22 protein-coding genes and 1 tRNA gene are annotated in these 25,105 nt (G+C 54.5%); 8 read left to right on the top strand and 15 right to left on the bottom strand.

Features of this window, described 5'->3' with window-relative positions; genetic code table 11:
- Positions 1-2: 2 nt before the first annotated feature.
- The 6 genes from AC3WOK_RS18985 to AC3WOK_RS18960 are packed head-to-tail and all read right to left on the bottom strand — an operon-like array spanning position 3 to position 6,041.
- The gene (locus AC3WOK_RS18985) at positions 3-1,013 is read right to left on the bottom strand and encodes a fimbrial protein (RefSeq protein WP_059310375.1); all 1,011 of its coding nucleotides are present in this window, start codon (positions 1,011-1,013) and stop codon (positions 3-5) included.
- Entirely contained in the window at positions 1,013-1,531 is a 519-nt protein-coding gene (locus tag AC3WOK_RS18980; protein WP_063957951.1) for a fimbrial protein, read from the bottom strand. The genes AC3WOK_RS18985 and AC3WOK_RS18980 overlap by 1 nt, the downstream gene beginning before the upstream one ends.
- Positions 1,522-4,047: a fimbria/pilus outer membrane usher protein gene (locus AC3WOK_RS18975; protein WP_492354968.1), complete on the bottom strand. Its 2,526-nt coding sequence runs from the start codon at positions 4,045-4,047 to the stop codon at positions 1,522-1,524. The genes AC3WOK_RS18980 and AC3WOK_RS18975 overlap by 10 nt, the downstream gene beginning before the upstream one ends.
- A 23-nt stretch (positions 4,048-4,070) precedes the next feature.
- Positions 4,071-4,748, bottom strand: coding sequence for a fimbria/pilus periplasmic chaperone (locus AC3WOK_RS18970; protein WP_059310306.1), 678 nt, complete (start codon positions 4,746-4,748; stop codon positions 4,071-4,073).
- A 53-nt stretch (positions 4,749-4,801) separates the two neighbouring features.
- Positions 4,802-5,386, bottom strand: a complete 585-nt coding sequence (locus tag AC3WOK_RS18965; protein ID WP_492354967.1) for a fimbrial protein — start codon at positions 5,384-5,386, stop codon at positions 4,802-4,804.
- A 52-nt stretch (positions 5,387-5,438) separates the two neighbouring features.
- On the bottom strand, positions 5,439-6,041 hold the full coding sequence (locus tag AC3WOK_RS18960) for a DNA-binding response regulator (RefSeq protein WP_059310308.1): 603 nt from the start codon (positions 6,039-6,041) through the stop codon (positions 5,439-5,441).
- An 807-nt stretch (positions 6,042-6,848) separates the two neighbouring features.
- On the opposite strand from AC3WOK_RS18960, the gene AC3WOK_RS18955 reads away from it, so the two are divergent.
- The 5 genes from AC3WOK_RS18955 (at position 6,849) to AC3WOK_RS18935 (ending at position 11,150) form a co-directional block, all read left to right on the top strand.
- Positions 6,849-7,655, top strand: a complete 807-nt coding sequence (locus AC3WOK_RS18955; RefSeq protein WP_492354966.1) for a winged helix-turn-helix domain-containing protein — start codon at positions 6,849-6,851, stop codon at positions 7,653-7,655.
- Position 7,656: 1 nt separating this feature from the next.
- Positions 7,657-8,136: a YqeJ family protein gene (locus AC3WOK_RS18950; protein WP_059310310.1), complete on the top strand. Its 480-nt coding sequence runs from the start codon at positions 7,657-7,659 to the stop codon at positions 8,134-8,136.
- A gap of 241 nt (positions 8,137-8,377) precedes the next feature.
- Positions 8,378-9,259, top strand: coding sequence for a GlxA family transcriptional regulator (locus tag AC3WOK_RS18945; RefSeq protein ID WP_492354993.1), 882 nt, complete (start codon positions 8,378-8,380; stop codon positions 9,257-9,259).
- Positions 9,260-9,344: 85 nt separating this feature from the next.
- Complete coding sequence (locus AC3WOK_RS18940; protein WP_492354965.1) at positions 9,345-10,343, top strand: class I SAM-dependent methyltransferase; 999 nt, start codon at positions 9,345-9,347, stop codon at positions 10,341-10,343.
- Between the two features lie 366 nt (positions 10,344-10,709).
- On the top strand, positions 10,710-11,150 hold the full coding sequence (locus AC3WOK_RS18935; RefSeq protein ID WP_492354964.1) for an acetyltransferase: 441 nt from the start codon (positions 10,710-10,712) through the stop codon (positions 11,148-11,150).
- On the opposite strand, the gene AC3WOK_RS18930 is transcribed toward AC3WOK_RS18935, so the two are convergent.
- Both AC3WOK_RS18930 and AC3WOK_RS18925 read right to left on the bottom strand, forming a co-directional pair.
- On the bottom strand, positions 11,147-12,184 hold the full coding sequence (locus AC3WOK_RS18930; protein WP_492354963.1) for a virulence RhuM family protein: 1,038 nt from the start codon (positions 12,182-12,184) through the stop codon (positions 11,147-11,149). The two genes, AC3WOK_RS18935 and AC3WOK_RS18930, sit on opposite strands and share 4 nt — an antisense overlap.
- A gap of 59 nt (positions 12,185-12,243) precedes the next feature.
- Positions 12,244-12,585, bottom strand: coding sequence for a SymE family type I addiction module toxin (locus AC3WOK_RS18925; protein ID WP_100167473.1), 342 nt, complete (start codon positions 12,583-12,585; stop codon positions 12,244-12,246).
- Between the two features lie 136 nt (positions 12,586-12,721).
- Here AC3WOK_RS18925 and AC3WOK_RS18920 point away from each other — a divergent pair, with 136 nt between their 5' ends.
- Complete coding sequence (locus AC3WOK_RS18920) at positions 12,722-12,910, top strand: toxin-antitoxin system HicB family antitoxin (RefSeq protein ID WP_198886721.1); 189 nt, start codon at positions 12,722-12,724, stop codon at positions 12,908-12,910.
- A 3-nt stretch (positions 12,911-12,913) separates the two neighbouring features.
- Here the strand turns inward: AC3WOK_RS18920 and AC3WOK_RS18915 are convergent, their stop codons facing one another.
- From AC3WOK_RS18915 to AC3WOK_RS18900, 4 genes are all read right to left on the bottom strand, one after another.
- The gene (locus AC3WOK_RS18915) at positions 12,914-13,918 is read right to left on the bottom strand and encodes a retron St85 family RNA-directed DNA polymerase (RefSeq protein ID WP_492354962.1); all 1,005 of its coding nucleotides are present in this window, start codon (positions 13,916-13,918) and stop codon (positions 12,914-12,916) included.
- A 249-nt stretch (positions 13,919-14,167) separates the two neighbouring features.
- Positions 14,168-14,506 (bottom strand): hypothetical protein, encoded by a 339-nt coding sequence (locus AC3WOK_RS18910; protein ID WP_492354961.1) that lies wholly within the window; start codon positions 14,504-14,506, stop codon positions 14,168-14,170.
- Positions 14,507-15,361 carry a phosphoribosyltransferase-like protein gene (locus tag AC3WOK_RS18905; protein ID WP_492354960.1) on the bottom strand — a complete coding sequence of 285 codons (855 nt, stop codon included), beginning with the start codon at positions 15,359-15,361 and terminating at the stop codon, positions 14,507-14,509.
- A gap of 131 nt (positions 15,362-15,492) precedes the next feature.
- A tRNA-Sec gene (locus AC3WOK_RS18900) sits at positions 15,493-15,587 on the bottom strand.
- A gap of 288 nt (positions 15,588-15,875) precedes the next feature.
- Here AC3WOK_RS18900 and AC3WOK_RS18895 point away from each other — a divergent pair.
- Together AC3WOK_RS18895 and yicI are read left to right on the top strand one after the other, a co-directional pair.
- On the top strand, positions 15,876-17,267 hold the full coding sequence (locus AC3WOK_RS18895; protein ID WP_023334006.1) for a glycoside-pentoside-hexuronide family transporter: 1,392 nt from the start codon (positions 15,876-15,878) through the stop codon (positions 17,265-17,267).
- Positions 17,268-17,279: 12 nt separating this feature from the next.
- Positions 17,280-19,598 carry an alpha-xylosidase gene (gene yicI, locus AC3WOK_RS18890; RefSeq protein WP_492354959.1) on the top strand — a complete coding sequence of 773 codons (2,319 nt, stop codon included), beginning with the start codon at positions 17,280-17,282 and terminating at the stop codon, positions 19,596-19,598.
- 116 nt (positions 19,599-19,714) lie between these two features.
- On the opposite strand, the gene AC3WOK_RS18885 is transcribed toward yicI, so the two are convergent.
- The 3 genes from AC3WOK_RS18885 to recG all read right to left on the bottom strand — a co-directional run bounded on the left by AC3WOK_RS18885 (position 19,715) and on the right by recG (position 25,104).
- Entirely contained in the window at positions 19,715-21,403 is a 1,689-nt protein-coding gene (locus AC3WOK_RS18885) for an AsmA family protein (protein WP_492354958.1), read from the bottom strand.
- A gap of 119 nt (positions 21,404-21,522) precedes the next feature.
- Positions 21,523-22,914, bottom strand: coding sequence for a xanthine/proton symporter XanP (gene xanP / locus AC3WOK_RS18880; RefSeq protein ID WP_047347510.1), 1,392 nt, complete (start codon positions 22,912-22,914; stop codon positions 21,523-21,525).
- Positions 22,915-23,022: 108 nt separating this feature from the next.
- Positions 23,023-25,104 carry an ATP-dependent DNA helicase RecG gene (gene recG / locus AC3WOK_RS18875; RefSeq protein WP_059310322.1) on the bottom strand — a complete coding sequence of 694 codons (2,082 nt, stop codon included), beginning with the start codon at positions 25,102-25,104 and terminating at the stop codon, positions 23,023-23,025.
- Between the last annotated feature and the right edge of the window lies 1 nt (position 25,105).

Here is a 25,105-nt window from a genome sequence, read left to right as displayed (position 1 = left end):
CCCTACTGGTAGGAAAACGTAATGCTTGCCAGGGCGTTCGCCGAGCCGGGGACCAGCTCGCCGGTGCGGATGTACTGCGCCTGGAACGGCAGCGACAGGGTTTGCGCCGCGGTGGTGCTCTGGATAAAGAACTGGTTCGTCGTGCCCGCCGCCGAGCTGTCTGGCCCCATCATCAGCGGGCCGGTGCCGTTATAGAAAAACTGCACCCCCACGCCGGACGCCGTGGAGTCGCCTGTCAGCGTGACCACCGACGAGGTATTCGACGGCGTGGTCTGATCGGTCATCACCGCGTTAACCGCCACGTTCGCATCGCAGGTCAGGCTGACGTTAAACGACCCGGAAGGTGACGTGCTGCCCACGGTGGTCAAGGTACGGATATCAATCGTGCCCAGATCGACATTCGCGCTTTTGGTGCCCACCGTACAGCCGCTCGCCGTGACGGTGATGGTGGTAGGGTTAATAATGACCTTTGCCGTTTTGATCTCGTTGTTATACGCGGTCAGGACCGCGGCGTTGATGGTGGGGATCTGGTAAACCCCTGATTTCAGCGCCGTGCCGGTCTTAATAAAGGTCACCTTGGCCGACCAGCCTAAATCGGTGGCATAGCCATTGGTACCGTCCGCCGGGTAGCTTTGCGTAATACCGCCCTGCAGCGGTATCCAGGCGGAGCCGTTGAAATCCTTCAGCCCGATGATATACCCCACCCCCGGCACGCCGGTTTCAAAAATGGTGTAGTTCACGCCATCTATGGTAACCGTCATGCCGCTTGAAATTGCGCTGCTGCTCGGCTCCAGTGTGCCTTTGGAGCAGGTAAACACCCAGCCGCACCAGAATACCTGCTGCACGCTGACGGTGGCGCTCCAGGTCGAACCGATGATGTTGCCCGGCACTACCGAATCCGCGGGCCCGCTGTAGGTCATCGGCTGAGGGGAGAGGGTAATATCCGATTTCCACTCCATCGCCTGTACGCTGGCGCAGAGGAGTAATCCGGTGATTAAAAAAGCTAAACGCATCATTGATACTCCGTGGTCCAGGTGGCGAAAGCAGAGACGTCTCCGGCATTGACGGGCGCGCCCGTGGCGGCCAGTCGGGCATAGAAGGTTACCTCTACGCTGTCATCGCCCGGCGTACCCCAGGCGGTGGTTTGCGTGTTCAGTGGAATCAGCGCGCTGTCTTTATCAAGGATTTGCACCGCCACGCCGGTTGCGCCGCCGTCGGCAATTTTTACCAGCTGCGGGTCGTCATCGTCCGGCGTGCCGCTGAAGCGGATTTTTACCCCGGCAAAGGTCGGCCCGCAGGCTTCAAGCCTGATTGTGAAGGGCGTTTTGATATTGCTTACCGCCCCTGCTCGGGGGAACTGTTTGATCCCAATGGTCCCCAGCGGTACCTCCTGCTCTTTAGAACCCGCGGCGACCACGCAGGTATTGCCGATCAAATTGCCGGTGACGGAAACCAGCACGTCATAGCCGCGAACGGGGAGAGTAAAAAACAGCAGCAGGACAATGCTGGCCATTCGAAGCGTTACTGACATACCACCTCCTGTGAATAAAGGCCGGTGCGGGCATTATAATTTTGCTTATTTAACGCATAGTTAATGGTGCAGCGCTGGTCGCTGCTGCGGCCCCACACCGCGCTCAACGCGCCCTTAACGGGCAGACCGGACAGATACAGGCTGCCGCCGTCGCCGACGATGCCGCTGGTTTTGTCATCACTGAGTGAGACCAGCGTGCCGAAGGGGAGCACGTCGTTGCCGCGACGCACGCTAAACATCGCTTTTGCCCCCTGGCGCGTGACGAGGGTGGCGCGGACCAGCGCGCCGTCGGTGGGCGTTTTGTTGACGATGGCATTCTCGAGCTCTACGTCGTTACCCGCCGTGGTGACGTCCAGCGCGACCTGATTGACGCGATATGGCGTGGCGTACGGGATCACCGCATATCCCCGGCTGTCGGTTTTGATGCCCTTGTGATTAAGCACGGAAACGTTGCTGGCCCCGGGGGCTTTAACCAGAATATTGGTATTGCCGAGCGGCTGGCTCAGCGTCAGGCCATCTTCATGCAGCACCGCGCCGCCGCTCATCCCGTAGCTGAGGTTTTGGGAATCGCGGGTGTAGCTGTAGCCGAGGTTATAGTCCCCGCGCGCGCCTTCGTACTGCAGGGCGACATCACCGCCGTACCGTTGCTGCCTGCTGTAGCGTTGGTTAACGCTATAAAACAGGTTCTCCTGGCCCGGCAGGTAACCGCTCACGCCGGTGCTGGCGGTGGTGCCGGTTGAATCCGCATGGGTAGTCGTAAAGCGGGCGCGCGTGGCGAGCTGCGGGTTGCCAAACGGCACCGACAGGGAGAGCGCCAGAAGGTTCTCTTTCTTGTTGTCGTACAGGCTGGCGCTGCGCTGAACGCTGACGCCAAGCGACACGTTACGAAACGTGGCGTTCCACGCGAACTGCAGGCTTTGCGTGGTATTTGACGTGTTCCAGTAGGTTTGCTGATCCCACGACAGCGACAGCGAGCCGTATTCCCCCATCGGCTGCGACAGCAGCAGCTGGTTTTTGGCTTTACGCGACATCCGCAGGTTATATACCGTGTCGTAGTGGGTGGTGACGGTGCCATCGTCTTCCACAATCTGCTTTGGCGTCCCGCCCGCCATCCCTTTGTACGTGGTATCGCTGAGGGTATAAAACCCCTCCGTGGAGTAGCGCAGCGAGAAGAAGTTTACCCGCGTGCCGATGACGTTCAGCAGCTTGCTGTAGCGCAGGCGCACGGAATCGCCGGTGTAGTGCCGATCGTCCGCCAGCTGGCTGCGGGCGTGGGTCAGGTCAATGGAGTAGGCACCAAAGCGGCCGAGGTTTTGCCCAACCCCGAAAGCCAGACCGTTATAGCGATCGGCAAACTGCGCCCCGCCGTAAAACGTCAGGCCGTAGCGCCAGCCGTAGAACATCTCGCCCTGCGCGAAAGAGGGCGACGCCTGATCGCCCATCGGGCGGTAGGTCCCGGCACCGAAGGCATATTTCACCTGCCCGTTACGCACCAGGTTCGGCACGCTGGCGAAGGGAATCGTGTATTGCGTCTGGCTGCCGTCGTTCTCCTGAATGGTGACCGCGAGATCGCCACCTGACGACGTCGGGTAGAGATCTTTCAGCACAAACGCCCCCGGCGGAACGGAGGTTTGATAGATGATGTTGCCGTTCTGGCGAACCGTCACGGTGGCGTTGCTGCGGGCGATACCGCGGACTTCCGGCGCGTAGCCGCTCAGGCTGGCAGGCAGCATGTTGTCATCGGTTTTCAGGGCAACACCGCGCAGGCCCACAGAGTCGAAGACCTGTGACGAGGTATAGGTTTCACCGGCATACGCCTGGGCATTCAGGCCGGGGATATCCCTCTGCAGCCAGGTTTGCACGTGGGTAAGCTCGTTGCTCTCTTTGGTCCACGTGGTGAAATCACGCAGCCGCCACGCGCCGAGGTTGATGGCGCTGTTCAGGCTTGCAAACAGCTGCCGATCGCGCGTGCGCGTCTCGCCCTGATATTCATTGTTCGAACCGTTCACCACATAATTCAGCCACGCGGCAGGGATCCCTGCCTCCCAGCTTTCCGGGCTGACGTACCCGCGCGGCAAATTGCGCATCGCACTTTGCGGTACGGTGAAGTTCAGGGTGAGCGTCTGCTGGTCAAAATCAAACCGGCTATCGGCAAATGCCTGTGTCAGGAAGATGCAGCGCTGCGCCAGCGGCAGCGCGCCGCCTTTTGCCTGCTGGCTGTCGATACCCAGCGCGGCGATTTGTTCAGGCGTAAGGCACGGCAGGGCTTCTCCCGCCGTATTTTCAGCAATGCGGAACGTGACGTTGCCTGTGAACGCGTAGTTGTTATTGATATACACGTTGAGGTTGTAGTCTCCCGGCGGCAGCGCACTCCCGGCGTTAACCCAGGCGAGATCGGCGCTGTTTGCGCTCTCGCCGTTGAGGAACGCGGGGTTAAATTGCAGTTCGCTTTCGGCAGCCACGGCTTGCCGAATCACCAGGGAGATCACCGTGGCGCACAGGATTTTTCTTTTCACGTGGTCACGCCTTACTGTTTTTATTATTGGGATAACGACGCGCGCGTGGCGGGGGTCCATGCCCCGTAATCGTTAATGGTCTGATAGCTCATGGTGTTCGCATGGCTGAAGGTTTCGGCCAGCGCCACGCTGGATTTCGGCGGCACCATCACCGGCTGCACCGGCATACCATCAATTTTCACGTTGATAGTGGTGAGGTAGTACGGCGTTGGGTTCGTGAGTGTCACTTTCCCGGCGCGATACACGCCCGAAAGGCTTTTCCATGCCTCGCCTGCGCCTTGTCCGAGGCTCTCCGGGCGATAAAAGACCTTGATGCGGTTTGCCGACGCAAACTGCAGCGAATTGCCGGAACCGCTTTTGGACTGCTGCGGAATGGCTTTGACCGTCATCCAGTAGAGCGTTTCGCGATCTTCTGGCAGGGCTTTGCCGTTAAACATAATTTTTACCGCGCTTTCGCTGGCGGGTTTCATGACGTACAGCGGTGGCGTGATAACGAAATCGTTGGTTTTTTGCCCTTTCTCGTTTTCCATCCATGACTGGATCAGGAACGTGGCGTCGGGATGCGTGTTCCTGACCTGCAGCATGGACTGGTTGGTGGCGCTGGAGTAGACCATTCGCGTTGCGCCTAACCCCACGCCGCCGGCGTACGCGGCGGTTGAACATACTGTGGCAGCCAGGCAAATCCATGTGTTTACGCGCATAGTGACGCTCCTCAAAGCTGAGTCAGGCCCGGCCAGCAGACCGGGCCTGAAAATTACGAATAGGTAACGGTGTAGGTCGCGACAGCGCTGGCATCACCCGCGGTGGCACCGCCCTGCGGCGAGTAATATTTCGCGCTGAAGTTCAGGGTGTTGGCACCCTTACGCAGCGGGATGGCCGCTGCGGGTTCACCCAGATTCACCACGTTGCCCTGTTCGTCATAAAGACGAATCGCCACATGCTGCGCGGAGGTGGTGCTGCCGTTTGCTCCGGCGGCCAGGCTATTGGCATCGGTGGAGTCCGGCGTACCGGTGAAGGTGACGGATACGGTTGTTGCGGCAATCGGATTTGCCTCCGTTGACGCTGAGGTATCGGCGATTTCGCAATCTTCCAGGGTGATGGCAAACGCTTTTGCGGTGCTGGCTTCGCTGCCTGCGGCCGCCAGCGTGGCGGTACGCACTTCGCCCAGATCGACGTCAATGTTGGCGCTGCCTGCGCTGATGGCGCAGGCGGAGGTCACGACTTTGCCGCTGAAGTTCACCGTGCCGCCGCTCGCGGTTGCCGCCATGGCGGAACCGGCAGGCAGCAGAGCGGCAATGCTTAATGCCAGAAATGTGCTGTGTTTTACGCGTGCTTTCATTTTCTTAATTCCTTTGTTTTTATTGATGAGATTTGCTCTGAAAGCGGCAGGTCTAACTGGTTAAAAAGACCAGCAAATCTGTCTTATTCCTGAGCCCGAGTTTTCGTATCGCGGAGTTTTTTAAAGCGCTTACCCGGCGATATGAAAGCTTCTCTGTTTCTGCGATGTAACTCATATCCAGTCCGTTCCTAAGTTCCTTCAAGACCCTCCACTCTCCTGGCGTCAGCGATAACGCCGTTGGTTTCTTTTGTGGGCGATAGCGGCTATCGACCATTTTTAATAATTTCGTCCGCCAGCAATAAACCGACTCATGCAGCGAGATATAGGCATCGATATCGCCTCTGATCCATTGCGATGAATGCGCAGGGGCGGAATACATACAAACAATCACGCCGGGATATTTCGCTTTGATTCTTTTCAACCCATTAAGATAATCATATCCGGTGTGATACTTGTCAGAACCTGATAACAGGAGAATATCAATTGGCGTAGTCGACAATACGTTATCAAGCTGCTGAAAATCCCCGGCTGTCATTTCAATCTGAGATTCTGGCGTAATGCTCCTTAATATTGTGATGATGCCCTTTCGCGCATAATGGTCGCCACCCATTAACGCGATGCGTAAATGTTGTTGTGTTTCATTCTTATTCGCCATGTTAGTCCCTCGATTTATAATAATAATAAGACAAACCGATACGATTAAGGTTGGTCTAAGTTCTCGAAGTCATCACGCTATGCATGGAGTAGGCCTACTATACGCCGGCCATAAAAGAGGTAATCTGAATTAATCTTAATTTGTATTAATTGTCGATTTTGATACCGCTGTCGATCGGTTCCTCTGTTGATGTTTCTCCTCTTTATTGCCTGTAAATAAGCATAACCGCTTTTTTTTATTAATCTTTGTCTTTGTTAAATGTTGTGTAAGGGAAGTGTCTGTTAGCGTCAGTGCGGGGGCTGAAGTGCTGACGGAGGATAACAATTTCCGAGTGTTATCATCGATTTATACTGATGATACCGCAGGGTGAATATCGGCAAAAATAGCATTATTTATTGATATTAAAGGAAGTTAAGAAAACTTAAGTGTTAACCGTTCTGTATATTTCAGACGTCCATGTCCACGCTGTTCAATTATGGTTTTTGTAGGGTTTTGTCAATGTCAAGTGTGGCGGGTTACTCCTGGTCTGCTACCGTGTTCCTTCACTACTTCAGAAAAGTTAAGAGAGAGGATATTCAGCCAGCCAGAGCGCGCCAGAGCGGCGTTTAATGCGTCTTACGCTTCAGTTAAGCGACAGAGAGAAGAGAGGAAAATAAGATTTTTCGCCAATGGCTGATATATACAGCATAATCTTTATCAGCCACATTAATCCTTATGTTACGTGGCGAACGTATTCTACATTCGCCGGTGTACTGACAGGCCGTCGTGAAAAACGGCGCAATTGAACGGAGAACACTCACCAACGCTATGCATAAGCATTACATCATCAATAATATGGTTGAGTTTCATCCCGCGACCAGCACGCTGAGGGATATCGCCAGCCCCGATCGGGTTGTGGTTTTAAATTCTCCGGCAGGCCGATGTCTGTTGTTATTAATAGAAAGAGCCGGAACTATTGTCACGCAACAGGAGTTTCTGGATATTGTCTGGCAGCGCCGCGGTATGCTGGTCTCGCCCAATACTTATTATCAAAACATCTCTATTCTGCGAAAGGGGTTGAAAAAGAGTGGTTTTGAGGTTGACCCCATCGTCACCATTCCGCGCATCGGGTTAACGCTGGCGAGCGATACGCAAATCGTGATCAAAGACGCCCATCCCCGCGCAGCGGAGCTTCCTGAGGAAGATATGCCTGAGCCACGCGTCATGGCCTTGCCTGCCGCGCTGCCACCGCTGTCGGCGGAACCGGTAGCCGTAACCCGCGCAGCCGGGCATCGCTCCCGGTGGCTTCCTGGCATGCTGATCGCGCTGCTGGTGCTGGTTGGAGCAGGCATCGCAACTCACAGCAGCGCGCGTGAAAACCGTTTTATCGATGACTATCGGTTTACTGCTTTGGTCGGGGCGTGTCACGTCTACCTGGCTCAGGATATTCAGACCCAGGACGAGCGGTCGAAAGCCCTGGCATATGTGACGCCGTTTAAGGACGCCTGCACGAGCTATCCGTGGGTGTACATCAGCTGGTACTCCCTGCTGCCGCGCGCGTCCGTGATTCGGTGTGACAGATCGATGAAGGAGCCGAATCGCTGCATCTCTGACTATTTTATTGAGGAGCGCTAGCATGACCCGTTTTCGTCAGCTGCTGTATCTGTTCACCGCATGTCTGCTGGTGGGGGTAATGCTGTCGGGTTATTACCTGTGGCACCGGTATTACGTGCAGCCTTTTTCGTGTCAGGCGAACCTGGTACAGCATCATCCCGAAGAGAAACTCACCCTGTGGCTGAATTACATCTTTGACGGCAACAGCGGGACGCTCAGTATGAATGGCAGCGTTGATAGCGATCCGACAAAAAATATTGACCGGAAAATATTTTTTCAGGTTGAGCGCAAGGATAATGTCTTTTTACTGACTTCCTTACGGCATATGAAATTCCCGGACGATAATGTTACCGATAACTGGCTTGAAAAATATGAGCCGCAGTTCTTCGTATACCCTGGAAAAAGTATTTATATTCGGATCAATGAACAACAAAATGATAACTATATTTTCACGTTAGGAACATTACCGACATATGTATGCCGCAGTTCAAAAAATGGATGAGCGTATTTAGTAAAAAGTTATCAAAGCCGTCGTTTTCATTTATGCTTGATTTAGAGCTTAAGGATTATCTTAGGAATATAAATAGCAGCCACGTGTTGCAATAATGTTGTTCTTATTCAAATTTGGCAAGAAAATGAAAACTCTCTTTGACTCTTCCGGTGGAGGTATATCTGCGTCGGAAACGCAGCTGCATATTGGGTTACTGCTGTGGCCCCGGTATTCACTGCTAGCCTTGTCCGGCCTGCTGGAAGCGTTGCGATACGCAACCAAAGCCCAAAAGAAAAAAGCATTCAAAATCAGTTTACTCAGCGAGCAGCCTGATAACCCTGTTACCAGCAGCTCCGGGGTGAGCATCAGGCCCGATGCCCCGCACGCGCCGCCGGAGACGTTTAACTATATTGCGACCATCGGCGGCGAGCTGGAGTACCTCTCGCAGGGTTATCCGGGGGACAGAGACTACCTCGCCCATGCCCACCATATGAATGTCCCGCTGATTGGCATCGGCACCGGCAGCTTTGTGCTGGCGCAGGAGGGGTTGTTGAACGAGCGGCGCGCATCGATTCACCCTTTCCACCTTGAGCGATTCCACCAAGCCTTCCCGCAGGTATACGCCGAACAAGGCTATGATTTTATTGACGAGGGGGATGTTCTGACCTGCCCCGGCGGGATCTCAACCATCACCCTGGCGACAGAGCTTATTCGCGCCCACGCCGGCAGTGAGATCGCCCATAGCGCCTGCCAGCGCCTTTCCCTGACGCCGCATGAGACGGCCACGCCCCGGCCTGCCAACATTGCCCTGATCCCTGACTCGCGCCTGCGCCGTGCGGTCATGATGATTGAGCAGTATCTGACGCGCCCGCTCAGCACCGCCGGGTTGGCCAGCGAAGTGGCGCTCAGCGAGCGTCAGCTTAACCGGCTGTTTCACGCCGAGTTTGGTAAAACGGCGCGGGAATTCATCCGCAGTGCCAGGCTGCGCTACGCCTGCTGGCTGCTGAAGAACTCGCAGCAAAGCGTCACGGACATTGCGCGGCGGATGGGCTTTAGCGACTGCGCGCACTTTATCCGTCACTTCCAGACCGAGTACGGCTGTACGCCTGGGGCATGGCGCACGTCGCAGAGCTAATGCCCAGATTTCGTGCTTTCTTCGTAGGGTATTACTGGCTCGCCTGGATAGACTTCCGTTAAAAGCCCAACGGAGGGAAGACGACATGAACTGGCAGCCTTTTCGCGGCGATGCACCGGCAAATATGACGATTTTCAGTGCGTCATTTCCCGACATCAGCGACCAGTGGCCAATGAAAGACGATGCTGCCCGTGAGATCGCCACCCTCGACCGGGCGCTGAAAGCCGAGCCTGCGCTCCGGCCCCCGCGCGTTGAATACGACGAGGGGGGACAGGCCGTACTTGTCCCACAGAATCGCTATTCCGAGCAGGCCTTTCGCAACCGTCCGGCGCTTACCGCGTGGCGAACCCGGCTGGTGCCCTCCGCGCTGGCGCTGTTTGTGGTGCAAAACCCGCTGGAAGACCGCCTGCCCGACGGAACCAAAATGGACAGCGACAGCCGTCAGTGGTTTATCCACGCTAACGATGCGGTAGGCGTGCGCTCCCGCGCCCGGGTGCTGGCCGCGCTGGTGGATAAGTACATTCATAATGAAAGCGAGAATAACTGGGTCAGCCTGGCGAGCGGGGCCGCCATTCCGGTGCTGGAGGCGCTGCGCGAGGCAAAGCTCGACGGCCAGCAGGTGTACCTCACGCTGGTGGACAAAGACCCCGTGGCGCTCAGCTGGGCGGAAACCATGGCGGCGCAGGAGGCCATTGTGGTGGGCGAACTGCTGACCCTGCTCCGGCGCAACCTGGTCCATACCCTGGTGCGTAACGAGGACTTGCTGCTGGAACTGGGCGAGCATCAGGCCGAACTGGTCGACGCGCTGGGGATTTTCGAATACTTCAACGATACCGATGCGGTAATTTTCCTCCAGCGCGCGCTGCGGCTGGTAAAGCCAGGCGGGGCGGTGATTGTGTCGAACATGCTGACCAGCAGCCCGCAGATTGATTTTGTCCTGCGCGGTATCGGTTGGGAGGATATTCACCCGAGGTCGTTACAGCAGCTGCAGGATATCCACATCGCGGCGGGCGTGCCGGTGGAAAACGTCACCGTGGTGGTGCCGAAGGATGGGGTGTACGCGGTGATGGAGGTGAGGGTTTAGCGCTATAGGTACATGCGCTGTGTTGGCCAGAAACCGCACGGACAGTCCCCTCTCCCTTGAGGGAGAGGGTTAGGGTGAGGGGGAACAGGCCGCTGTGATATTAACTGTTCCTCAGTTGTCCGGTTTACCCGAACAACTGCCATGTACGGTTAACTCGTTGCTTTGTTGTCCATGTCAGGGGATGATTCTTGCTTTTCATGCTCTATCTGCTGACCTGTTTCCTGAATCAACTCCCTTGCCATCTCCTTGATACGCTCTCGACTTTCTGACGTCCGGGAAGATATAACTTCGTTTAAGGTTTTCAATTTACAGTCTCTATGCTTCGGGAAACTTGATTTAATCTCAGCGCTCTATAATGATCCCCCCATGAAAATAGAAACCGCACATCCCTCACACTTCGAACGCCTGGTTACCATCTGGGAATCCTCCGTTCGCGCCACCCATCACTTTTTACAGGAAAGCGATATTGCGGCGCTGCGCCCGCTATTGCTCAACGCCTATCTGCCTAACCTTAAGGTCGTGATCGCTCGCGATGACGCAGGCGTTATTCACGGCTTTTTAGGCGTGGATGAAAACCGCATTGAAATGCTGTTTGTTGATGATGCGAGCCGCGGGAAGGGCGTTGGGAAATTACTGCTGCAACATGCCATCGCAGAGTTTGGCGTAAACGAAGTGGATGTGAATGAGCAGAACCCTCAGGGCGTCGCGTTTTATCGCCATATGGGGTTTGAGCAGGTCGGGCGCTCGGAAGTGGACGGGCAGGGGAATCCGTTTCCGCTGTTGCATATGCGGTTGGATCGAGATTAGCGCTTAGCCTGCTTATCCCATTTTAATAAGCCGACAATATCTTTCTCACCTTCGGCTTCTTTCAGCAGGCGCTGCTTCTTTTCATACTCGATGTATTCTGAGCACGCCTTTTCATCAGCAGCTTTCTTGCTTATTTTTCCTGCGCCTTCTAAAACGTCCCGGTCGTTAAATTGCAGGAACTGATCGAGCTTGGTTTGCCAGTCTCGTAAAAATACCTGCTTGCGGCGTTTGGCCTGATCTTCGGCAAAGTCGAGCCACATATTAACGACGCGATTAAGCTCGCTCACCTCATCCTGAGACAGATAATTTTTTGCAGTGGTGACATCGCTTTTACGGACTTCTTCGCCTTTATAGCTGGTCAGCCCCATATGCGGTTGAGTGGCGTCCGCGCGCTGGTGAATCAACTCAGCAGCGGTAAGACCCGTGCAGGCAAAATGCAGTTTATTCTGGATGGTCTGGAAGAATTGCGAGGTTTCTTTGAGTGATGGCTGATAATCAGCGGCTAATGCAAAAATCTCCCTCACGCGGAGATAAACCCGGCGTTCGCTGGCCCGTATATCGCGAATGCGTTCCAGCATTTCATCGAAATAGTCAGGTACGGCGGATGATCCGACAGGTGGATTTTTCAGGCGCTCGTCGTCCATAACGAAGCCTTTTACCAGATATTCCTGCAGCGTTTGGGTGGCCCACTGGCGGAACTGTGTACCTCGCGTGGAGCGGACGCGATAGCCGATGGCGAGAATAACGGGCAGGCTATAGTGAAGTGTGTTGCGATTAACCTTGCGCTGACCTTCTTGCTGAACTTGTAAGTAAGCCTTACAAGTTGCTTTTTGTTCAAGCTCACCCTCTTCGTAAATAGCTTTAATATGCTGTGTGATGGCTTGAGGAGTGACCTGATAAAGAGCCGCTATAGCTGCTTGCGACAGCCAGAGCGTTTCGTGTTCAAAGCGACATGTGATGCGAACAGTTCCATCATCGCTGGCAAACATAATAAATTCGCCAGCCGGAGAGTGGATTACGTTTTGATCTGCCATGTCGCCTCCCTCTTTCGAGTGATTAACCTTACAAGCGTGTAGTATGCCAGAAACAGCCGCTAAGCCAGGTGGTTTGTATTTGATTTTGCGAGGCGCTTTCCAGGACGCGGAGTTTGGATGGCTGCAAGCGCGTTCTCTATCTCAATAAGCTTTGCTTTCGTCCGTTTATAATCATCCTGCAACCTCTGCTCCTGCTCGTTATACGCCACCAGAACGATGCATCCTTTCATGACTTTTATCGTGACCTGCTGTCCGGTATCAAAACCCGCCGCGCGCAGCCACTTGCCGGAAAGGATGATTTTCGGCGTGGATTTGTCGAAAACATTCGGGCGGTATCCCACAATTAACGAACGCTCGGTTCCGGATTGGTCGGTGTCTGGGGTAGAATGCGAATCAGCCATAATCAACTCCGTGATAGTTGGTGCGGTTAGCTCTCGTCCGGTATTGCAAGTACCTGGCGAGGGCGTTTCAATTTGAGGTTTTAGTATGCTAAGGTACGTACCTCAGTGAAGAGATCTTGCTCTCGTAGGTACGTACATGTCAACAGCCAAACGTGATCCAAATCAGTCAAAATCCGGAAAAGCACCGACTTTTCAGATTCGCATTACGCCGGAGTTGAAAGCGCAGTTTGAGGCTGCAGCTAAGGATGCGGGATTAAGTTTAGGGAATTGGTTTAAAATTCTAGGCAGGAATGAACTAGCACGCCTTCGTTCAGAAAAGGATTAATCATTACTTCATTTGATTAATATGTTCAATGTAACTTCTGGCCTCTTGGTTATCTGGCTCAACTTGTAACCAAAAACGAATTTTTCCTTCTAAACTTTTTATGTAATTAGGGTCTTTAATTTTTTCATTATTAATGTGGCTAAAAATCCCGTATTTTTTAATATAATGCATGATTTTTTTAATTTCACGCCTGGTTTTTCTCGGTAATTGTAGCTTATCTTTACTAACGTCAATTCCCGTCACTATTTTTTGTTTTGTGTTGTTCAGCAGTTTCGTTTTTTCTTTATTTAAAATGAAACCATAGCTTTCAATTACGTCAGTTACATAGCTAATGAATTTTGACGGGATCGCTTCGCCAGAAAAAACCATATCATCGGCATATCGGCTATATTTCAAATTAAATTTTAACGCCAATTTTGACAGTCGTTCATCTAATGGATAAAGTAATATATTACTTAGTGAAGGGCTAGTGATGCCGCCTTGAGGTAAGCAACCGTTAAGGCAACATAATGATGCTAATGCATAAGATACATTTTTCGCATATCCCAGGGAATCAAATAATTTAATTACCCAATTTATTGGTATGCTAGGAAAAAAATCTTTGATGTCAATTTTAAGTAAGAAATGGTTATTCAAATGCTGTTCTGCATTATCTATAATTGATTTACCTTTCTTATATGCAAACGCATTTTTATGAGTTCGTAAAGAATAAAGGATTTTTTCATGAATCCACGTCTGGCACTTACGTAGCGATGGATAAGGTGAAGATATTTTTCGATATCCTCCTTTCTTTTTCGGTATTTTAAATTCGCGATAAAACGATTTTGTTCCAAAAACAATGTCGTTAATTTCAGGATATTTTATTCCAATAAGCTTAGATAAGTGTTCAACTTCAAAGATTACGGGAATGTTTCGAGACTCTAAAGCCTTAATATAATCAAGATAAGTAGATATAAAATTGGCATTTATACCTTTTTCAAGATAAAAATCTTCCCATTCACGTCTCATAATTATATCCTGTCAAAATAAAATGACTTGTAGAAACTACTTTCTATACCTGACACCTAAGTTCTCTTCAAGAGCGAGATGTTGCGTGACGCGACATCTCGACCTTGAAAGAACCGCGAGAATAGCAACGCTATTCGAAGCGACTATACGGAGTTATCCGTATAGTCGTGGTTAAAGTGACCCTTAACCAAGGAGCGACTACACTCCAACGTGCTAGTTTCTACAAGTCTACATCCTATTTATCATAATTCATTCAATTTTGAAAGTGATTTTATCAAGAAGTCTGCGGTTGGGAATATAAAAAGAATTTACATCGAATTTTTCAGGTTCAAATCGTTCTGGAAGAACCAACCATGTATATGTGCTATTATTTTTTTTTGCAAGGTTGAGTTGCGAAATACCTATGCTTGTTATTTTGTAAAACTCTTCTTTGGCTTCCTCAATCATCCCTTTATTAGTCAATGAAGCCATGTTTTTAATGAAAGATGAAAAAGATATTTTAAGTCTTTTAAATATGGTGAATGCTTCTAAACCATGAGATGACTTTAATAAAATTTTTAGAATTTCGATTTCTATTTTATGTTGCATTTATGCGTCTCCCATGGCTCTGGTTAATAATGTTTTCCTGCTTCTTTCATCAAGATATATTGGCCACCAAAAAATTGGGAATACGCTATTCGGCGTATTCCCCTCAGTTCTAGCGTAAAGAGACTCAGTTTCTCCATAACCATTTTTTGGTAAGTCTCTACCTTTGTAATTTTGTGATAGTGTCTTTTCCAATATATCCATTATCGTGAGTAGGCTCTCTTTCTTTTCCTTATTATCATAAAAGTCACTGATCCCACGTTTTATTTCATATATATAAGTAACTGGTATGTTTTCTTGTCTTAGTCTCTCTAATCCAACGGTAGATGCAGCAATGACGAAGATTTTTATATCAATATCTACAATCCCTTGCCTTTCATAAATACGCCTCAATTCATTAAATCGACCAATTGCACTTTGTCCACTACCTATGAATTCATCAACTAAAACTATCTTTTTGTGAACGCCACCATGTCTATTAAATTCTTTAAAAGAAGCACCATATCTATTAACGGATAGATGATTTCGCCATTCTCTTTTTTCAAGCCTAGGTTTTAAGGCATAAAGTATGTATTGCCCACTGTCAGGACTATTATCAGCAGATAAAGAAACTATTTGAGTTTGATCGCTATCAAGAGATGGGTCAGTTACGATTTCATCGCAAAGGGTGGTTAGAGCATCATTAAATTTAGAATCATCAAGATATATGAATCTATCTAATAATTCTATAATTAGATCTTGTTGATTATCATCTTTGCAATCTTCAAATAGAAGAGTAGAAACTTCGTCATGTTTTTCTGCAAGCCATGGCTGCTTTTTATGTAACTTAAAAACAATGTCGAATATTGATTTTCTCATTTTGTAATATTATTTGATAAGATTACTTTTCATGTTTGATCAATACCACAAACAAAAATTATTGTAAATCCTCTTGGGCAATGGAAAGCAAGTTATTTCTTCAAAAAATATGGTGTGAAAGGATATATTTTTGGCGGAAGATCACAGGAGTCGAACCTGCCCGGGAACGCTGGCGCCCCCAACTGGATTTGAAGTCCAGCCACCTCACCGGAGATGACGATCTTCCGCGCCTGCATTGCTACATGGAGGCGGGGCGCATTATAGCTACTTTCAGGCATTTACCACATACCCCGACACACTTTTTTCGCCTCTCTTTTGACCTGAATGGCCTCCTTTCAGTTAATTCTTAATAAAATCCTCATGTTAGCCCCTCGTGCTCCCCAACATTTACCGCGATCACAAAAAACAAGAAACGTAATTTGCTAACCAGAAAACGCAATACCCGTTCCTGATACAACGGGTTAAAACTCTGTAACCGGTCTCAGCGCCCCTTACAGCGTGAAGGATAGAAAAGATGAGCGAAGTATTGTCAGTAAAAGAGAAGATAGGCTACGGCATGGGAGACGCCGCCAGCCACATCATTTTCGATAACGTCATGCTTTATATGATGTTTTTTTACACCGATATTTTCGGCATTCCCGCCGGGTTTGTCGGCACCATGTTCCTGCTGGCGCGCGCGCTGGATGCGATCTCCGACCCGTGCATGGGGCTGATTGCCGACCGCACCCGTAGCCGCTGGGGCAAGTTCCGTCCGTGGATTTTGTTCGGCGCGATCCCGTTCGGCATCGTCTGCGTGCTGGCCTATACCACGCCGGATCTCAGCCTCAACGGCAAAATGGTTTACGCCGCCATTACCTACACCCTGCTGACACTGCTCTATACCGTGGTCAATATCCCCTACTGCGCGCTCGGCGGCGTGATCACCAACGACCCGACGCAGCGTATCTCCCTGCAGTCCTGGCGCTTTGTGCTGGCGACGGCGGGCGGCATGCTCTCCACGGTGCTGATGATGCCGCTCGTTAAGCTGATTGGTGGCGATGACAAAGCCTTTGGCTTTCAGGGGGGGATTGCGGTGCTGTCGGTGGTCGCGTTCCTGATGCTGGCGTTCTGCTTCTTCACCACCAAAGAGCGCATCCAGGTGCCACCGAGCACCACCTCCATGCGGGAAGACCTGCGCGACATCTGGCACAACGACCAGTGGCGCATCGTTGGCGTGCTCACCATCCTCAACATCCTCGCCGTCTGCGTGCGCGGCGGCGCGATGATGTACTACTGCACCTGGATCATGGGTTCGCCGGAGGTGTTCGTCGCGTTCCTCACCACCTACTGCGTCGGCAACCTGATTGGCTCCGCGCTGGCGAAACCGCTCACCGACTGGAAGTGCAAGGTCAGCATCTTCTGGTGGACCAACGCCGCGCTGGCGGTGGTTAGCGTGGCGATGTTCTTCGTGCCGATGCACGCCACCGTACTGATGTTCGCCTTTATCTTCGTCATCGGCGTCCTGCACCAGCTGGTGACGCCGATTCAGTGGGTGATGATGTCCGATACCGTCGACTACGGCGAATGGACCAACGGCAAGCGTCTGACCGGCATCAGCTTTGCGGGGACGCTGTTCGTGCTGAAGCTCGGCCTGGCGCTGGGCGGAGCGATGATCGGCTGGATGCTGGCAGGCGGCGGCTACGACGCGGCAGCCAAGACCCAGAACAGCGCGACCATCAGCATCATTATCGGCCTGTTTACCCTGGCCCCGGCGGTCTGCTACGTGCTGAGCGCCATTATCGCCAAACGCTACTACACCCTGAAAACTCCCTTCCTGACCAAAATCCTGGGCGAGCTGGCGCAGGGCGCACGCCGCAACCAGCAGGAATTTGAAAACCTGCCGGTCAGCAAAGAATTACAGAACTAAGAGGACGAAAGTATGAAAATCAGTGATGGAAACTGGCTTATTCAACCGGGGCTGAACGTGACGTATCCGGTTCAGGTGTTCGACGTGGAGCGCCAGGGCAACGACCTGGTGGTCTACGTGGCGCCGCGCGACGTGCGGGAACGCGCCTGGCAGCTCGATACGTTGATGTTCACCGTCCGGCTTTTCGCACCGCAGGAAGGGATTGTCGGGGTGCGCATCGAGCACTTCCAGGGCGCGAAGGATAAAGGCCCGCATTACCCGCTCAACGTGCTGAAAGAGGCGAATGTTGAGATTGAAAACAACGCGGAGTTTGCCGAGCTGAAAAGCGGCAACGTCAGCGTGCGTGTCACCAAAGGCGAGTTCTGGGCGCTGGATTTCCTGCGCGACGGGCAGCGCATCACCGGCAGCCAGCTGAAAAACAACGGCTACGTGCAGGACGCCACTACCGCCCGCAATTACGTGTTTGAACGTCTGGATCTGGGCGTGGGGGAGACGGTCTACGGTCTCGGCGAGCGCTTTACCGCCCTGGTACGCAACGGCCAGCGGGTCGATACCTGGAACTGCGACGGCGGCACCAGCACCGAACAGTCCTACAAAAATATCCCGTTTTACCTGACCAACCGCGGCTACGGCGTGCTGGTCAATCATCCGGAAAACGTCTCCTTCGAAATTGGCTCGGAGAAAGTCTCCAAAGTGCAGTTCAGCGTCGAAGGGGAATATCTGGAGTACTTCGTGATCGACGGCCCGACGCCGAAAGAGGTGCTGAACCGCTATACCCGCTTCACCGGGCGTCCGGCGCTGCCGCCGGCGTGGTCGTTCGGCCTGTGGCTGACTACCTCGTTCACCACCAACTACGACGAAGCGACGGTCAACAGCTTTATCGACGGCATGGCCGAGCGTGACCTGCCGCTGCACGTCTTCCACTTCGACTGCTTCTGGATGAAGGCCTTCCAGTGGTGTGACTTTGAGTGGGACCCGGTGACCTTCCCGGACCCGGAAGGGATGATCCGCCGCCTGAAGGAGAAAGGGCTGAAGGTCTGCGTGTGGATCAACCCGTACATCGGCCAGAAGTCACCGGTATTCCGGGAGCTGAAAGAGAAGGGCTACCTGCTCAAGCGCCCGGACGGCAGCGTGTGGCAGTGGGACAAATGGCAGCCTGGGCTGGCGATATATGACTTCACTAACCCGGACGCGTGCCGGTGGTATGCCGACAAGCTGAAGGGCCTGGTGGATATCGGCGTCGATTGCTTCAAGACCGACTTCGGCGAGCGTATCCCGACGGACGTGCAGTGGTTTGACGGGGCCGATCCGCAGAAGATGCACAACCACTACGCCTACATCTATAACGAGCTGGTGTGGAACGTGCTGAAAGAGACGGTGGGTGAGAAAGAGGCGGTGCTGTTTGCCCGCTCCGCGTCCGTCGGGGCGCAGCAGTTCCCGGTTCACTGGGGCGGCGACTGCTATGCCAACTATGAATCGATGGCCGAAAGCCTGCGCGGGGGGCTGTCGATTGGCCTTTCCGGCTTCGGGTTCTGGAGCCACGATATCGGCGGGTTCGAAAACACCGCCCCGGCGCACGTCTACAAGCGCTGGTGCGCGTTTGGTCTCTTCTCCAGCCACAGCCGCCTGCACGGCAGCAAATCCTACCGGGTGCCGTGGGCGTACGATGACGAGTCCTGCGACGTGGTGCGCCACTTCACTCAGCTGAAATGCCAGCTGATGCCGTATCTGTATCGTCAGGCGGCGCTGGCCCGCGAATTCGGCACGCCGATGCTGCGGGCGATGATGCTGGAGTTCCCGGACGATCCGGCGTGTGATTACCTCGACCGCCAGTACATGCTGGGGGATTCGGTGATGGTCGCGCCCGTCTTCTCCGAGGCGGGGGACGTGCAGTTCTACCTGCCGGAAGGCCGATGGACGCACCTGTGGCACAACGATGAAATCCAGGGCAGCCGCTGGCATAAGCAGCAGCATGATTTCATGAGCCTGCCGGTTTACGTGCGCGACAATACGCTGCTGGCGCTGGGCAACAATAACCAGAAGCCGGACTACGCGTGGAACGAGGGGACGGCTTTCCAGCTGTTTAACCTGAGTGATGGCGCCACGGCGGTGAGTGAAGTGCCTGCGGCGGACGGTTCTGTAGTATTTACGCTGAAGGCATCTCGTCAGGGCGATACCGTGACCTTTACCGGCGCGGGCGACGCGCGGAACTGGTCAGTCTGCTTGCGCAACGTGCAGAAGGTGAGCGGCGTGAAGGGCGGTTCACATGCGGGAAGCGAGTGGGGCGTGGTGGTGAAAGCGGAGGGGGATGAGGTGGTGGTTTACCTTTAATTGTATTGTGCGGTCTGATGCCCTCACCTTGGCCCTCTCCCACAGGGAGAGGGAACAAACATCAAAAACGGCAACAGGGTTGCCGTTTTGCATTTACCTTGCGCCACCCGGCTTGTTTATTGCACCGGCGTTGAAACCACACCACCCGTCATCGTCTGCTGCACCTGCTGTTTATCCATATTCACCGCACTTAGCTTGCCGTTCACCGTTGGCTTCAGGGGCGCATTCGCCTGCACGCTGCCGCTGGCGGTGAGCTGAATATTGCCGTCGCCCGCAATCGGCAGCGCAGGCCAGCCCCACTGCTGCAGCACGCTAAGCGGTACGCCGCGCCCGTTCAGGCTTACTGTCGCCTGACGCTGCGGAAGCTGTGAAACCGTCGCGGTTGCTTCCAGGATCCCTTTCTCGGTAAACGCGCTCAGGTCGGTAATATTCACCGTGGCGGCGTTGGCGTTCAGCGCCAGCGACGGGCGTCGCACGTCCACGCGGTTAAAGGTTGCCGCCGCGCCGTTCAGAGTTGCGCTGCCGCCCCACACGCCCCACTGGCGATCTTTCACCAGCTGTAAATTTGCGCCATAGCCGTCCAGGGACGTGATCTGCCACGGGAAGGCAGGATCGATGTCGATCACCAGGTTGCGGCTCAGGCCGAATTTTTGCAGCGTGACGCTGTTCAGCCATTCCGGCACAGGCGCCATCCACAGCGTTTTCCAGTTTTCGGGCAGGGTGTACTCCAGCCCGGCGATGGCGACATCGTCCAGCACCAGCGCTTTGCCGTCGCGCAGCCAGTTACCAGAGGTACGCACCATGCCGCCTTCCCAGCGGGAGGTGAACTGGCGCAGCGCCATGCCCTGCGGAGAGAATTCCGCGTTCAGGATCGGGTCGAACAGATGCAGTGAGCCGTAGATGAACTCGCTGGCGTTCATGGACAGGCGACCCTCCTGGCTCTGCCAGTCGCCTTTGCTCAGCGTCAGGTTGCGCAGGCTCAAATCCAGGTCGGTTACCGCCCAGTCCGGGCCCTGGAGCCGGGCATCGGTCACGTCCAGACGACCAATCTGCAGCGAAGGGATCGTCGTCAGCGGCGCGAAGAACGCCATCAGCGTTTTATCGCTCTGCAGGCGGATCTCATTCAGACGCAGGGTATCGATAATCCAGCTCCCGTCGGCGTTGCGCAGGGCGGAGCCGGTGAGCGAGCCGCGGGCCATATCGGCACCAATGGTGTTCAGTACCACTTCCTTACCGTTAAGCTGGCCCTCGATCAGCACGTTGGTGGCCGGTACGCCGTTCAGGGTCAGCGAGCCGGCGCTCATCTGGATCTGCGCGTTTTTACCCAGCACGTTGCCCGCTTCCGGCTGCCACGGGCTGACGCCGCCCGTCACCTTTTGCGCGCTCAGCTCCCACTCGGTATTGGGGCTGTTAAACGCCATGTTGTTCAGCTGCAGGCGATCCGCCTGCAAGGGCAGTGGCGCGGTTTGCGGGGAGAGATTCAGCGTGCCGTCGAACAGCGTAATGGTGTCCATATGCAACGGATCGGTGAGCTGGCGGCTGCTCAGGCCAATATCAACATTTTTGGCAACCAGCGTGGCGGGTTTACCGTCCCGACCGAAGGTGACGTTTTCCAGAATGATGTGGGAAGGCGACGAAAAGCGGTGGTTCATTTTGTCGAAACTGAGCTCGTAGTCGGTATTCACCGTCACCCAGCTGCTGACCTGAGCCGCACCCCAGCGGGTCTGGAGCAGAATATAGAGCGCCAGCACCACAATGAGCAGGGCGACAAGAAGGTAAACGAGTAGCTTTCCAATAAATTTCATGGTCTTCCATCCCGCAAAACGCACATAGAGGAGTTATGCACGATTTATGCGCAATCCTCAAGGCGGGAATGGTGTAATTAGATGTCACGGCAGGCATTGACTGCCTGCCGTGAGAGAAATCAGTTTTTCTCAGGCGGGAAAACGAGGTTCAGAACGATAGCGGTGATACCGCCCGCGGCAATGCCGGAAGAGAGCAGGTTTTTCACCCAGTCAGGGGCAAACTGCAGGATTAACGGCTGCTGAGAAACACCCAGACCGACGGCCAGCGACAGCGCGATAATCATAATTGCACGGCGGTTCAGCGGCTCGCGAGAGACGATACGCACGCCGGAGGCCGCGATCGTCCCGAACATGACCAGCGTTGCGCCGCCCAGCACCGGCTCAGGAATGTGCTGCACAAAACCGCTCACCGCCGGGAACAGGCCGAGAACGATCAGCATCAGCGCCACCACGAAACCCACGTAGCGGCTGGCCACGCCGGTCAGCTGGATCACGCCGTTGTTCTGGCCGAAGCAGGAGTTCGGGAAGGTGTTGAATACCGCAGAGACAAACGAGTTCAGGCCGTTCGCCAGCACGCCGCCTTTCAGACGCTTCATATACAGCGGGCCGGACACCGGCTGCTCGGAGACGTCCGAGGTGGCGGTGATATCGCCGATGGTCTCCAGTGACGTGATCATAAAGACCAGCATCAGCGGCAGGAGCAGGCCCCAGTCAATGCCCAGGCCGTAGTAGAGCGGCGTCGGGACGGTGATCAGCGCGCTGTTGGTCGGCGCGGTGTTCTCCGGCAGCATGCCCAGCGCCCACGCCAGCAGATAGCCTGCCGCCATGGCAATCACCAGCGAGGCGACGCGCAGGTAGGGGTTACGCTGACGGTTAAGCAGAATAATGATGGCCAGCACCACGCCCGCCAGCAGCAGGTTTTTCGGCGCGCCAAAGGTGTGGTCGCTCATCGCGGCATAGCCGCCGCCGATGGAGGTGAGGCCCACCTGAATCAGCGACAGGCCGATAATCATCACGACCACGCCGGAAACCAGCGGGGTAATGACGCGACGCGCCAGATGCAGAACGCGGGAAATCACCATCTCCGTGCAGCTTGCCAGCATCAGGGTGCCAAACAGCGCCGCCATCATGGTTGGGACATCCGCACCGCCTGTTTTCAGGGCGGTACCGCCCATGATCAGCGGCGCCACGAAGTTAAAGCTGGTGCCCTGAATCGACAGTAATCCCGACCCCACCGGACCCCACGCTTTAATTTGAATTATCGAGGCCACGCCGGAGGCGAAAAGAGACATGCTGATGATGTGCTGCGTGTCCTGCGCAGGTAAGCCGAGCGCCTGACAGATCAGCAGCGCCGGGGTGATTACCGCAACAAACATCGCCAGAAGATGCTGGCAGGCGGCGAAAAGCGTCTGCGGCAGCGGCGGGCGGTCTTCAAGGCGGTAAATCAGTTCGCTGTTTTGCTTCTGCGCAACCGGTTGCGCATCGGGCGACTCTATGGTGTTAACGGACATTAGCGGCAATCCCACGGTGGAAAAGCGGGCATTTTATCTGACCACCTGGTAAAAGCAAACGATTGCCAGCAAAAAAAGACAAGTAAATCTGCCGATGTTCGCCTGAAATCAGGCGTTGGAGTAGCGTTCGGTTTCCGGCATCCAGCGTTCAATTAACGCTGCCGCCTGTTCGGGGTAGCGTTCGTGAATATGGCGGGCGAGGCGCTGAACCTCGGGGATCATGGCCTGATCGCGCAGTAAATCCGCGACTTTGAATTCCGCGTTCCCCGTCTGACGCGTGCCCAGAAGTTCGCCCGGGCCGCGGATCTCCAGGTCTTTTTGCGCAATGACAAAACCGTCGTTGCTGTCGCGCAGCACCTGTAACCGCATCTGGGCGGTTTTGGAAAGCGGGGCTTTGTAGAGCAGTACGCAGTGGGACGCCACCGCGCCGCGGCCAACGCGCCCGCGAAGCTGGTGGAGCTGGGCAAGGCCCAGACGCTCCGGGTTTTCGATGATCATCAGGCTAGAGTTTGGCACGTCCACGCCGACCTCAATCACCGTGGTGGCGATCAGCAGATGTAAATCACCCTGTTTAAACGACTGCATCACCGCCTGTTTTTCGGCTGGCTTCATGCGTCCGTGAACCAGACCCACGTTCAGTTCCGGTAGCGCCAGCTTAAGCTCTTCCCACGTGGCTTCGGCAGCCTGCGCCTCCAGCAGCTCAGACTCTTCAATAAGTGTACAGACCCAGTAGGCCTGGCGTCCTTCATGCGTGCAGGCGTTGCGCACGCGGTCGATGATATCGCTGCGGCGTGTGTCCGGAATGGCAACCGTTGTGACCGGCGTACGACCCGGCGGCAGTTCGTCGATGGTGGAGGTGTCCAGATCGGCGTAGGCCGTCATCGCCAGGGTGCGCGGAATGGGCGTGGCGGTCATGATCAGCTGATGCGGGTGGAAACCCTGCTGCAATCCCTTTTCCCACAGCGCCAGACGCTGATGCACGCCAAAGCGGTGCTGTTCATCGATAATCACCAGCGCGAGGCCGTTAAACTGCACCTGCTCCTGAAATATAGCGTGGGTGCCGACAATCATCTGCACCTGTCCGCTGGCAATGGCGTCCTGCTGTGCCAGGCGCGCTTTACCTTTTTGCTTCCCGGCCAGCCAGCCCACTTCAATGCCGAGCGGTGCAAACCAGGCGCGGAAGTTGTTGGCGTGCTGTTCGGCCAGCAGTTCGGTCGGCGCCATCAGCGCCACCTGTTTGCCGTGGGCGATCGCGCGCAGGGCGGCCAGGGCGGCAACCAGCGTTTTACCGGATCCCACGTCGCCCTGCACCAGGCGCATCATCGGTACGTCGAGCGCCATATCGCGTTCAATCTCGGCGGTGACGCGCGCCTGTGCGCCGGTGGGTTTAAACGGCAGCGAGGCCAGCAGCTTATCTTTGAGCTCATCGCGCGGGCTTAAGGGCTGGGCATGGAAACGCTGCGCGCCCGCGCGAAGCGCCAGCATGCTCAGGTTATGTGCCAGCAATTCCTCAAGGATAAGACGCTGTTGGGCGGGATGTTTACCGCTTTCTAAATCGCTGAGTTGCAGTGTTGGCGGCGGGCGGTGCAACGTGCGCAGCGCCTCGGGCAGGCTCATCATCCCCTGCGCCAGCTCTGGCGGCAGCAGCTCGGTAATGGCGCAGGTATCCAGCAGCTCCAGCGCCTGATCGGTGAGCTTACGCAGCGTCGCCTGCTTGATGCCTTCAGTCGTCGGGTAGACCGGGGTGAGCGTCTCCTGCATCTCCGGCGTGCTGAGATCGCCCTGAACGCGGTACTCCGGGTGGATCATCTCTGCGCCGTATTTCCCGCGTTTGGCTTCGCCATAGGCCAGCACCCTGCGGCCCGTTGCCAGGCTGTTTTTCATCGCCGCGCTGAAGTTGAAAAAACGCATGGTGAGAATGCCGGTGCCGTCGCTGATCTGACAGGTCATCATCCGGCGTCCGCCGAATGTGATGTTGCAGTTCAGGACTTCGCCTTCAACGGTGGCATAAATGGCGGGCAGCAGATCGCCAATTTTGTAGAGCTGAGTGCGGTCTTCGTAGCGCAGGGGAAGGTGGAGCAGGAGATCCTGCACGGTGTGCAGGCCAATTTTTGCCAGCTTATTGCTTTGCGCCGCGCCCACGCCCGTCAGGCTATTGAGCGGGATGGCATCCAGCAGGCGGCCTTTCATC

The organism is Enterobacter sp. FW301-JW81 (genome assembly GCF_058788735.1).
The sequence above is the reverse complement of the archived record's forward strand: the minus strand, read 5'-3'. Positions and strand labels throughout refer to the sequence as shown.